This is a genomic window from Streptomyces sp. NPDC056527, assembly GCF_042794475.1.
Lineage (GTDB): Bacteria > Actinomycetota > Actinomycetes > Streptomycetales > Streptomycetaceae > Streptomyces.
The window spans coordinates 19,920-30,356 of the sequence record NZ_JBHTTQ010000045.1; the positions used below are offsets into that span (position 1 = coordinate 19,920).

Consider the following 10,437-nt stretch of genomic DNA (forward strand, 5'->3'; position numbering starts at 1 on the left):
GCGGTCGAAATCCCTGGCCGCCCGGCGCCGCGCGGTGACATCCTGTCCCCGTGAACGGACCGGAGATCCAGATCAGCTTCGCCCCCGACCTGCGGCTCTTCGTCTCGGCGGATCGCCGCCCGGGGCGCACCGCCGTGGCGACGGACGGCGCCTCGACGCTCGGCCATGTCGTGGAGTCGTTGGGCGTTCCGCTGACCGAGGTCGGACGGCTGCTCGTGGACGGACGTCCGGTGGAGGTCTCCCACATCCCCTCGGCGGGCGAGACGGTCGAGGTCGAGGGCGTGGAGCGTCCGACGCAGGTCCCCGGGGCGCCGCTCCGGTTCCTCCTCGACGTACATCTGGGCACGCTGGCCCGGCGGTTGCGGCTGCTCGGGGTGGACGCGGCGTACGAGAGCGAGGACATCGGCGACCCCGCCCTGGCCGCGCTGTCGGCGAAGGAGCGGCGCGTGATGCTCTCCCGGGATCGCGGGCTGCTGCGGCGCCGGGAGTTGTGGGCCGGTGCCTACGTGTACAGCGACCGGCCCGAGGACCAACTCCGTGACGTACTGGAGCGGTTCGCGCCCGTCCTGGCGCCCTGGACCCGCTGCACCGCCTGCAACGGGCAGCTCACGGACGCCGACAAGGACTCGGTGCGCGAGCGGCTGGAGCACGGCACGGAGAAGACGTACGACGTCTTCGCTCGGTGCACGGAGTGCGAGCGGGTGTACTGGCGGGGCGCCCACCACGCCCGCCTGGAGGCGATCGTCACCGACGCGCTGCGCGAGTTCGGCGGCGCGGCGACCCGCTGATCCGACCGGGCGTCCGGCCGGGCGGCACGGTCGGATCGGGCGCCTGGCCGCCTGGCCCGGCCTGACGGTCCGGAGACACGGCGCCCGGCCCCCGCGACCCGGCCGGCCGGCCCGCGAGGTCAGCCGATCTCGCCCTTGCGCAGTCGCTCGACCTGCTGCGCGCTGAGCTCGACGGTCCGCCGCATATGGGCGATGAGCAGGGCGACCTCGGCATCGCTGTAGGCGTCGAACATCGTGCCCCAGGCCGCGTTGAGCCGCCGCCAGAACGCGCCCAGCTCCGCCATCCGCTCCGGAACGGCGGCGACGAGTACGCGCCGCCTGTCCTCGGCGTCCCGCTCGCGCGTGACGTAGCCGGCCCGCTCCAGCCGGTCGACGAGCCGGGTCGCGGAGCCGGTGGTCAGCCCGGTCAGCTCGGCGATCCGGCCGGTGGTGACGGGGGCGGACTCAAGGGAGAGCAGGTTCAGGCACTGCACGTCCGTCGGATGGAGCCCCAGACGGTCGGCGACGGCCTGGTTGAACAGCGCGTACGCGGCCATGTAGTGGCGGGCCTCGCCGTACAGCTCGGCCATCAGGCCGTCCCGCCGGGCGGAGCTCTTCTGCGTCATGCAGGGATTGTACGAAGCGGCATCCCGCGATCTACGGCTCCGGGGCCGTCAGATAGCGCTGGACGGTCGGCCCCAGCCAGGCGACGACCTCGTCCCTGGACATCTCCACCGCGGGCCCCAGCCGCAGCACGTAACGGGCGAGGGCCATGCCGAGGATCTGCGAGGCGACCAGCGCGGCACGGCGCGGCGCCTCGGCGGGGTCGGGGCAGACACCGCGGGTGATCGGACCGAGCTGCCCCGCGAAGATCGCCTGCATCCGCTCCGCGCCGGCGGGGTTGGTGACACCGACGCGCAGGAGCGCGGTCAGGACCTCGTCGCGCTCCCAGCGGTCGAGGAAGTGAGTGACCAGGACCGCGCCGATGTGCCGGGACGGCAAAGCGGTGAGCTCGGGAAGCTTCAGCTCGAAGTCGGACGCCGCGGTGAACAGCCCCTCCTTGCTGCCGTAGTAGCGCATCACCATCGACGGATCGATTCCCGCGTCGCGGGCGATGGCGCGGATGGTGGCTCGCTCGTAGCCGTCGGAGGCGAAGCGTTCGCGGGCGGCTTCGAGGATCGCGGCGCGGGTGGTGTCGGAGCGACGTGCGGTCGTCATGCCAACAACTGTAGGCCAACAGGTGTTGACAGTCCATCGAGCGCGGGCCTACCGTTGCCAACAAGCGTTGACCAACAGATGTTGGCCAACGGTCGTGGGCACCACCTTCGGTCAAAGGAGTGAGCCATGAACCACTTGGACGCGGACGTACTCGTCGTAGGCGCGGGCCCCACCGGAATGCTGCTCGCCGGCGACCTCGCCGCCGCGGGCCTGCGCGTCACCGTCGTCGAGCGCCGCCCGCACGGCATCAGCAACATGACCCGCGCCTTCGGAGTGCACGCCCGCACCCTGGAGCAGCTCGACGCCCGCGGCCTCGCCGACGAGCTGGTCGCCACCGGCACCCCCATCACCGAGCTGCGGCTCTTCCGCCGCCTCTCGCTCGACCTGACCCGGCTCCGCTCCCGCTTCCCGTACCTCCTCATCACTCCCCAGTACGAGGTCGAGCGACTCCTCGAACGGCGCGCACTGTCCACAGGTGTGGACTTCCGGTACGGAACGGAACTGCGCGGACTGAGCCAGGACGGCGATCACGTCACCGCCGAACTCACCGACCCCGACGGCACACCCCTCACCCTCCGCGCGCGCTACCTCGTCGGCACCGACGGCGTGCGCAGCGCCGTACGGACAGCCCTCGGCCTGCCCTTCCCCGGCGCCTCGGTGATCCGCTCCATCGTCCTCGCCGACGTCCGCCTCGCCGAGAAACCCGAAGGGCTGCTCACGGTCAACGGCGTCGGGGACGCCTTCGCCTTCATCGCCCCCTTCGGCGACGGCTGGTACCGCGTCATGGGCTGGGACCGCACCCGCCAAGCCCCCGACAGCGAGCCCGTCGAGCTCGAGGAGGTGCGCTCCATCGCCCGCCGCGCACTCGGCAGCGACTACGGAATGCACGACGCCCGCTGGATCTCCCGCTTCCACAGCGACGAACGCCAGGCCCCGTCCTACCGCGTCGGCCGCGTCTTCCTCGCCGGAGACGCCGCCCACGTCCACTCCCCCGCCGGCGGCCAGGGCATGAACACCGGTCTCCAGGACGCCGCCAACCTCTCCTGGAAGCTCGCCGCCGTCCTGCGCGGCGACGCCCCCGACCCCGAGGCCCTCCTCGACAGCTACCAGTCCGAGCGCCACCCCGTCGGCGCCATGGTGCTCCGCAGCAGCGGTGCCATCGTCCGGCTCGCCATGGCTCGCGGCCCGCTCCAGCGCACAGCGCGCGCACTCGCCGCACGGATCCTCGGCACCGTCCCCGCCGCCTCGGCCAAGGCCCTCGGCATGATCAGCGGGCTCGGCATCTCCTACGGCCGGGCGACCCGGCGCGTCCCCGACCTGAAGCTGCGCGAGGGCAGGCTCTACGAGCTGCTGCGCAAGGGCGAGTTCGTCCTGATCGCCCCCGAGGGAACGACACCCGGACTACCGGTCTCCCCCACCGCCCCGGACCGGCTCGTACGGGCGACCTGGGCCGACCCCACCCGCCGCACGACACTCCTGGTCCGTCCCGACGGCTACAGCTTCTGACCGGTCAGAAGACGTACGGGTCGCCGGTGGCCAGGACCAGGACGCGATGCCGGTCGTTCCTCGGGTTGTCGTCGGCGGCACCGTCGCTCCACAGGGTGCCGATGTCCACCGTCATCTCGTCCGGAGCGCCCGCCGTCCGCAGGTCGAGAGCCAGCGCGTCGACCGCCCCGGCCGCCCGAAGCGCACCCGTCCGGCAGATCACCACCCGGTCGCTCCCCCACAGACAGGTCGGAGGCAGCGTCTGCCCACCGGCCAGCGGTACGGAGAAGGAGAGCCGCACGGTCGCCTGGGACACGTCCGACGGCCCGTGGTTCTCGCTCACCAGCAGGACACCGACCCGGCCCTGCCACAGGGAGACATGACCATGGTGGGCCAGATCGGCCTCATGCCCGACGGCCCGGGCGCTCTCGCCCGCACCGAGCACCACCGCGGCCGCCAGAGCCACCCCGAGCAGGGCCTTGCGCATCACACTCATGCCCCGAAGATACCGACAACCACCCATATACTCTGACTAATCATCAGCCCGCGTGTCCCCGGGTCACCCTCCGCCCCATGGCACCCTGAGCCGCATGGTGATCGCCCGCTCCGCCGCCCTGTTCGTCGTCGCCGCCCTGTTCGAGATCGGTGGAGCGTGGCTCGTCTGGCAGGGCGTCCGCGAGCATCGCGGCTGGATCTGGATCGGCGCCGGAGTCCTCGCCCTCGGCGTCTACGGATTCGTGGCCACCCTCCAGCCCGACGCCGAGTTCGGCCGGATCCTGGCCGCCTACGGCGGGGTGTTCGTCGCCGGATCCCTCGCCTGGGGCATGGTCGCCGACGGCTACCGCCCCGACCGCTGGGACGTCGTCGGCGCCCTGATCTGCATCGCCGGCATGGCCGTGATCATGTACGCCCCGCGCGCCCGCTGACATCGACCGGCCACCTATCCTGGCCACGCGATCGACACAATCGACCACACGCGCGAGGAGCACGTCATGACTGCCGCCGGTACCCCCATCGCCGTCGTCACCGGAGCGAGCAGCGGTATCGGCGCCGCGACGGCCAGGCAGCTCGCCGCCGCCGGCTACCGCGTGGTCCTCACCGCCCGCCGCAAGGACCGCATCGAGGCGCTCGCCGCCGAGATCGTCGAGGCCGGCCACCAGGCGACCGCGTACGCCCTCGACGTCACCGACCGCGAGGCCGTCCAGACCTTCGCGACCGCCTTCCGCACGATCGCCGTCCTCGTCAACAACGCGGGCGGCGCCCTCGGCGCGGACCCCGTCGCCACCGGCGACCCGGACGACTGGCGCCAGATGTACGAGGTCAACGTCATCGGCACCCTCAACATCACCCAGGCCCTGCTCCCCGCCCTCACCGCCAGCGGCGACGGCACGGTCGTCGTCCTCTCCTCCACCGCGGGCCACTCCACCTACGAAGGCGGCGCCGGCTACGTCGCCGCCAAGAACGGCGCCCGCGTCCTCGCCGAAACCCTCCGCCTGGAGATCGTCGGCACCCCCGTCCGCGTCATCGAGATCGCCCCCGGCATGGTGAAGACGGACGAGTTCGCGACCACCCGCTTCCGCGGCGACACCGAGAAGGCCGCCAAGGTCTACGCGGGCGTGGCCGAACCCCTCACCGCCGACGACGTCGCCGACACCATCACCTGGGCCTGCACCCGCCCCCCGCACGTCAACATCGACCTCCTGGTCGTCCGCCCCCGCGCCCAGGCCTCGAACACCAAGGTCCACCGCGAGCTGTAACCGCGGAGAGCGGTCACCGACCGGCACAGCCGGCCGATCGGACGCACAGACGAGGAGGGGCCGACGCCATGGCGCCGGCCCCTCCTCGTACGTCCCTCAGCCCTTCACGCAGATGACCTGCTTCAGCTTCGCGACGACCTCGACCAGATCCCGCTGCTGATCGATGACCTTCTCGATCGGCTTGTACGCACCCGGGATCTCGTCCACGACACCGGAGTCCTTACGGCACTCCACGCCCCGCGTCTGCTCCTCCAGGTCCCGCGTCGAGAAGCGCCGCTTCGCCGCGCTCCGGCTCATCTTCCGGCCGGCGCCGTGCGAGGCGGAGTTGAAGGACGCCTCGTTGCCGAGCCCCTTCACGATGTACGAACCGGTGCCCATGGATCCCGGGATGATCCCGAAGTCCCCGGAGCCGGCCCGGATCGCGCCCTTACGGGTGACGAGCAGGTCCATGCCCTCGTACCGCTCCTCCGCCACGTAGTTGTGGTGGCAGGAGATGACCGGATCGAAGGTCACCTTCGCCTTGCGGAACTCCCGCCGGACGACCTCCTGGAAGAGCGCCATCATGATCGCGCGGTTGTACTTCGCGTACTCCTGCGCCCAGAAGAGGTCGTTCCGGTAGGCCTGCATCTGCGGGGTGTCCGCGACGAAGACCGCGAGGTCCCGGTCCACGAGCCCCTGGTTGTGCGGCAGCTTCTGCGCCTCGCCGATGTGGTACTCGGCGAGCTCCTTGCCGATGTTCCGCGACCCGGAGTGCAGCATCAGCCAGACCGCACCCGACTCGTCGAGACAGAATTCGATGAAGTGGTTGCCTGACCCGAGCGTTCCCATCTGCTTCTGGGCGCGCTCATGACGGAACTTGACCGATTCCGCGATCCCATCGAAGCGCGACCAGAAGTCGTCCCATCCCGCCGTCGGGAACTGGAACAGCCGCTTGGGATCCACCTCGTCCCGGTGCATCCCACGCCCCACCGGAATCGCCTGCTCGATCTTCGACCGCAGTCGCGAGAGGTCACCCGGCAGGTCGTTCGCCGTCAGCGACGTCCTGACCGCCGACATCCCGCAGCCGATGTCCACACCGACCGCCGCCGGACAGACCGCGCCGTGCATCGCGATCACCGAGCCGACCGTCGCGCCCTTGCCGTAATGCACGTCCGGCATCACGGCCAGACCCTTGATCCACGGCAGTGTGGCCACGTTCTGGAGCTGCTGCATCGCGCCGCCCTCCACCGTGGAAGGATCGGCCCACATCCGGATGGGCACCTTCGCGCCCGGTACCTCTACATACGACATACTTCCTCGATTCCCCCAAAAAGCCTGATAACGCAAAAACCGGCTCCAAGGCCCGTACAGGTGACAACGGACCGGCATCAACGGCAGCGCGTGCGATAGACATTGTGTCCACCCACCGGTCTCCGGCGGCAAACAGTTTTCGGGGAAGTCTTCGGGAGAAGGGAGCCTGGGAGCGTGCAGCGACAGGCGTACGTACCCGGTCTGACAGCGTTGGCGGCGGCGCTCGCCTTGGGCCTCACCGGATGCTCCTCGGGCGGCGGCACCGGCGTGGACGCCGTCGACTCCAAGGCAGGCCCCGCCGCCGCCCCCGCACCTCCCGGCCGCTACCGCACCCTCTTCGAACCCTGCGGCTCCGTCCCGCAGGCCACGCTCAAGGACCTGCTCCCCGGCGCCGCCCAGCTCCCCGAGAAGGACCGCGACCAGGCGTACCGCGGCACGGCCGCCGTCACCTACGACACCGACCGCCGGGTCGGCTGCAGCTGGAAGGCCGACACCCCCGACGCCTCGCACCGGCTGCGCCTCGACATCGAGCGGGTGGTGTCGTACGACTCCGCCGTCAGCGACGACGACCGCGCGCAGGCGGTGTTCTCGGGCAAGCAGATCGCGGCGGACCTCCCGGAGCCCCCGAAGGCCACCCAGGCACCGCAGACCCCGGCGAGCCCCACCGGCAGCGCCGGCGCCACGGCTGCCACCACCCCCACCGACGTCCCCTCCGGTTCCGCCGACCCGACCCCCACCCCGACCGTCGCCCCCACCACCGGTCTGGAGCCCCGGGTCCTGGAGGGTCTCGGCCAGGTCGCGTTCCTCGACGACGTCCTCAGCACCGGCGGTCCGAGCGGTCGGCACCGCACCGTCAGCGTGGTGTTCCGCACATCCAATGTGATCGTGACGGTCGAGTACGTGGAGCAGGCGAGCGACTCCGTGGAGCCCCCGGACAGCCAGGAACTGCAGGAAAAGGCCCGGAATCTGGCCCGGCTGCTCGCCGAACGACTGGAGGAGTAGCCGCCCGGAGCCGCTCCGTGTGCCCGTCGCGGGCCCATCGCGAGCACGTAACGTGTCGGCGTACCGTGGCCGCCGGCCGGACCGTACGACAAGCGACTGAAGGAACCATGCACCGATCAGCCCCGCGACTCACCCGCATACTCGCCTGCGCAGCCGTCCCGGTGATGCTCGTCGTCGCCGGCTGCTCCTCGGACTCCGACAGCGGTTCGGGCACCCCGGACAAGGGCAAGGGCTCGGCGTCCGCCACTCCGGGCGCCCAGCAGTCGACGAAGACGGTCGAGCCCGCGAAGTTCTCGAAGCTTCCCGAGGTGTGCAAGTCGATCTCCGCGAAGACGACCGCGAGCCTGGTGCCCAAGGCGAAGGCGAAGAACGGTACGACCGCCACCTCCAGCGACACCTCGAGTCGCGGTGGCTGCTCGTGGAACGGTCTCGACGACAAGGGCGTGAAGGGCTCGCACTACCGCTGGCTCGACGTGTCCTTCTACCGCTACGAGTCGGACGCCGCGCTCGGCAGCGGCCAGGAGCGGGCCCAGGAGAACTTCGCCAAGGAGCTGGCCAAGCTCCAGGCGACCGAGGGCGCGCAGAAGCTGCGCACCACGGACGCGCCGGGTGTCGGTGAGCAGTCGAAGGCCGTCGCGTACGACCTGAAGAAGACGGGCGAGGACTTCAAGTACGCCTCGGTCGTGGCCCGGACCGGCAACGTGCTGGTGCTGCTGACGTACAACGGCGCCGGTTACGCGGGTGCTGCCGCTCCCACCGACAAGGTCGTGATGGACGGCGCCGTGAAGGCCGCGAAGGAGGCCGTCGCGGCGGTCGCCGCCACGGGCAGGTAACAAACACGCGGCAGCACACCTGCCGCACGTCGCGAACACCCATATTTGCGCATGTTTTCGAGGAGCCCGTCCCTCCCCCGGGGGCCGGGCTCCTCGCGCATGTGCCACGCTGTGCCCGCGAGATGTGGATTGACGGGAGGGGATCGCGGGTGGCCGCGGTGCAGCTGACACGCACGCACAAGATACTGATCGGCGTGGTGATCGCCGGTGCGGTGATCATCGCCGGTATCGGTTTCGCGGGTTCGTACGCCGCTGTGCGCGAGCTCGCCGTCGAGAAGGGCTTCGGCAACTTCTCCTACTTCTTCCCCATCGGCATCGACGCCGGCATCTGTGTGCTCCTCGCACTGGACCTGCTGCTGACCTGGATCCGGATCCCGTTCCCCCTGCTCCGGCAGACGGCGTGGGTACTGACCGCGGCGACGATCGCGTTCAACGGCGCTGCCGCATGGCCGGACCCGCTGGGTGTGGGCATGCACGCGGTCATCCCGGTGCTGTTCGTGGTCGCCGTGGAGGCGGCCCGCCACGCCGTGGGCCGGATCGCCGACATCACGGCCGACAAGCACATGGAGGGCGTGCGGCTCACCCGTTGGCTGCTGTCCCCGATACCGACGTTCCGGCTGTGGCGGCGGATGAAGCTGTGGGAGCTGCGCTCGTACGAGCAGGTCATCAAGCTGGAGCAGGACCGGCTGATCTACCAGGCCCGGCTCCAGGCGCGCTTCGGGCGGGCGTGGCGGCGGAAGGCGCCGGTGGAGGCGCTGATGCCGCTGCGGCTGGCGAAGTTCGGAGTGCCGTTGGCGGAGACGGCGGCGGCGGGGCTCGCGGCGGCCGGTGTCGAGCCGGCGCTGATCCCGGCGCAGCCGACGACGGCGCAGCCGCAGCCGTTGCAGGCGGTTCAGCCGCCGGTCCAGCTCGCCCCGCAGCCGCAGCCGCAGCTTCCCCAGGGTCAGGGCCAAGGTCAGGGCCCGGTCGGTCCGGAGCTGCCCGCGAACCACGAGAGCCCGTGGTTCCAGGCGCAGGCCCTGCCGCCGGAGGCGCACGAGACGGCCTTCGCCCCCCAGTACGTGGAGGGTCTGGAGCCGACGCCGGTGGCGGTGCCGCAGGGTCCGGAGGACGTGATGATCCCCGGGCCGCGCCAGGAGCAGGGTCCGGAGCAGTTCGAGGAGTACCCGGAGTTCGTGGAGCCGGAGTTCGTGGAGCCGGAGCCGCCCGCGGACGAGTTCTCCGAGGCGGCCTACAAGGCGATGTGGGACTACGTCGAGGAGCGGCAGGACTTCCCCAACGCCGAGCAGCTCGACATATGGCTCAGTGACATGTACGGGGTGCAGCACCCGCGCAGTGCGTCGATCCTGCGGGAGCTGACTCCGCAGCTGCGGCACCGTATCGAGCGGGAGATGGCGGAGAACCACATCCCGTGACCGGCGGGTGGGTCAGGGCTCAGGCCTTGGCCCGCTTCTTGGCCGACTCGCCCCACAGGGCGAGTGCCATCCCGGCGAGGGCGAGGACGACGTAGCCGGCGGTGGGGATGTCCCACCACTTCTGGAGCAGTCCCCAGGCGTTGTCCCCGAAGATCTGCCCGCCTGCGCCGAGTGCGCCCTGCACGAGGGTGATCCATCCGATGACTGCGATGACTTCGTTCTTCATGCCTCCACGGTCTCCCGCGGGATCCCGGCTTTCGTCGTGCCCACGTCGGAAACCGCTCTAGTCCCAAGGATGGAGAACCCCCACCGGAGGCACCCACGGCGAAGGGCCGCCACCGAATCCGGTGGCGGCCCCGACCGATCTCCGTACCGCTACGCGCCCAGCAGCTTGCGCACCCGGTCCGCGCCCACCGCCAGCAGCAGCGTCGGCAGGCGAGGGCCCGACCCCCTCTTCACGCCGCCCTCGCACCGCTCGGCCCCAAGGGGCCTCCCGGGCTTCGGACGGCTGCGCCGGACTCCGTCCGCCGATCGCCCGCACCCGTGCCCAACACGGCGAAGGGCCGCCACCGAACCCGGTGGCGGCCCCGACCGATCTCCGTACCGCTACGCGCCCAGCAGCTTGCGCACCCGGTCCGCGCCCACCGCCAGCAGCAGCGTCGGCAGGCGA

At 71.0% G+C, this 10,437-nt stretch carries 12 protein-coding genes; 7 read left to right on the plus strand and 5 right to left on the minus strand.

Annotation, left to right across the window (positions count from 1 at the left end; translation table 11 throughout):
* Positions 1-50 precede the first annotated feature (50 nt).
* Positions 51-788, plus strand: a complete 738-nt coding sequence (locus ACFQ7Q_RS21685) for a Mut7-C RNAse domain-containing protein (RefSeq protein ID WP_383557686.1) — start codon at positions 51-53, stop codon at positions 786-788.
* A gap of 119 nt (positions 789-907) precedes the next feature.
* Here the strand turns inward: ACFQ7Q_RS21685 and ACFQ7Q_RS21690 are convergent, their stop codons facing one another.
* Together ACFQ7Q_RS21690 and ACFQ7Q_RS21695 are read right to left on the minus strand one after the other, a co-directional pair.
* A complete protein-coding gene (locus ACFQ7Q_RS21690; protein WP_383557688.1) occupies positions 908-1,393 on the minus strand; it encodes a MarR family winged helix-turn-helix transcriptional regulator in 486 nt (161 codons plus the stop codon).
* 31 nt (positions 1,394-1,424) lie between these two features.
* Positions 1,425-1,985 (minus strand): TetR family transcriptional regulator, encoded by a 561-nt coding sequence (locus ACFQ7Q_RS21695; protein WP_383557690.1) that lies wholly within the window; start codon positions 1,983-1,985, stop codon positions 1,425-1,427.
* Between the two features lie 126 nt (positions 1,986-2,111).
* Here ACFQ7Q_RS21695 and ACFQ7Q_RS21700 point away from each other — a divergent pair, with 126 nt between their 5' ends.
* A complete protein-coding gene (locus tag ACFQ7Q_RS21700) occupies positions 2,112-3,491 on the plus strand; it encodes an FAD-dependent monooxygenase (protein ID WP_383557693.1) in 1,380 nt (459 codons plus the stop codon).
* A 4-nt stretch (positions 3,492-3,495) separates the two neighbouring features.
* On the opposite strand, the gene ACFQ7Q_RS21705 is transcribed toward ACFQ7Q_RS21700, so the two are convergent.
* Entirely contained in the window at positions 3,496-3,966 is a 471-nt protein-coding gene (locus ACFQ7Q_RS21705) for a hypothetical protein (protein WP_383557696.1), read from the minus strand.
* Positions 3,967-4,060: 94 nt separating this feature from the next.
* Here ACFQ7Q_RS21705 and ACFQ7Q_RS21710 point away from each other — a divergent pair, with 94 nt between their 5' ends.
* Both ACFQ7Q_RS21710 and ACFQ7Q_RS21715 read left to right on the plus strand, forming a co-directional pair.
* The gene (locus ACFQ7Q_RS21710; RefSeq protein ID WP_383557698.1) at positions 4,061-4,396 is read left to right on the plus strand and encodes a YnfA family protein; all 336 of its coding nucleotides are present in this window, start codon (positions 4,061-4,063) and stop codon (positions 4,394-4,396) included.
* Positions 4,397-4,462: 66 nt separating this feature from the next.
* Positions 4,463-5,227, plus strand: a complete 765-nt coding sequence (locus ACFQ7Q_RS21715) for an SDR family NAD(P)-dependent oxidoreductase (protein WP_383557701.1) — start codon at positions 4,463-4,465, stop codon at positions 5,225-5,227.
* 96 nt (positions 5,228-5,323) lie between these two features.
* Here ACFQ7Q_RS21715 and ACFQ7Q_RS21720 read toward each other — a convergent pair whose 3' ends face one another.
* Positions 5,324-6,517, minus strand: coding sequence for an RtcB family protein (locus tag ACFQ7Q_RS21720; protein ID WP_383557704.1), 1,194 nt, complete (start codon positions 6,515-6,517; stop codon positions 5,324-5,326).
* A gap of 174 nt (positions 6,518-6,691) precedes the next feature.
* Between ACFQ7Q_RS21720 and ACFQ7Q_RS21725 the strand changes: the two genes are divergently transcribed.
* The 3 genes from ACFQ7Q_RS21725 (at position 6,692) to ACFQ7Q_RS21735 (ending at position 9,767) form a co-directional block, all read left to right on the plus strand.
* Positions 6,692-7,519 carry a DUF3558 domain-containing protein gene (locus tag ACFQ7Q_RS21725; RefSeq protein ID WP_383557707.1) on the plus strand — a complete coding sequence of 276 codons (828 nt, stop codon included), beginning with the start codon at positions 6,692-6,694 and terminating at the stop codon, positions 7,517-7,519.
* Between the two features lie 107 nt (positions 7,520-7,626).
* A complete protein-coding gene (locus tag ACFQ7Q_RS21730) occupies positions 7,627-8,352 on the plus strand; it encodes a DUF3558 domain-containing protein (protein ID WP_383557709.1) in 726 nt (241 codons plus the stop codon).
* A 149-nt stretch (positions 8,353-8,501) separates the two neighbouring features.
* Positions 8,502-9,767 carry a DUF2637 domain-containing protein gene (locus ACFQ7Q_RS21735; RefSeq protein ID WP_383557712.1) on the plus strand — a complete coding sequence of 422 codons (1,266 nt, stop codon included), beginning with the start codon at positions 8,502-8,504 and terminating at the stop codon, positions 9,765-9,767.
* A 19-nt stretch (positions 9,768-9,786) separates the two neighbouring features.
* Here the strand turns inward: ACFQ7Q_RS21735 and ACFQ7Q_RS21740 are convergent, their stop codons facing one another.
* Positions 9,787-9,993, minus strand: a complete 207-nt coding sequence (locus tag ACFQ7Q_RS21740) for a hypothetical protein (RefSeq protein ID WP_383557715.1) — start codon at positions 9,991-9,993, stop codon at positions 9,787-9,789.
* Positions 9,994-10,437: the final 444 nt, after the last annotated feature.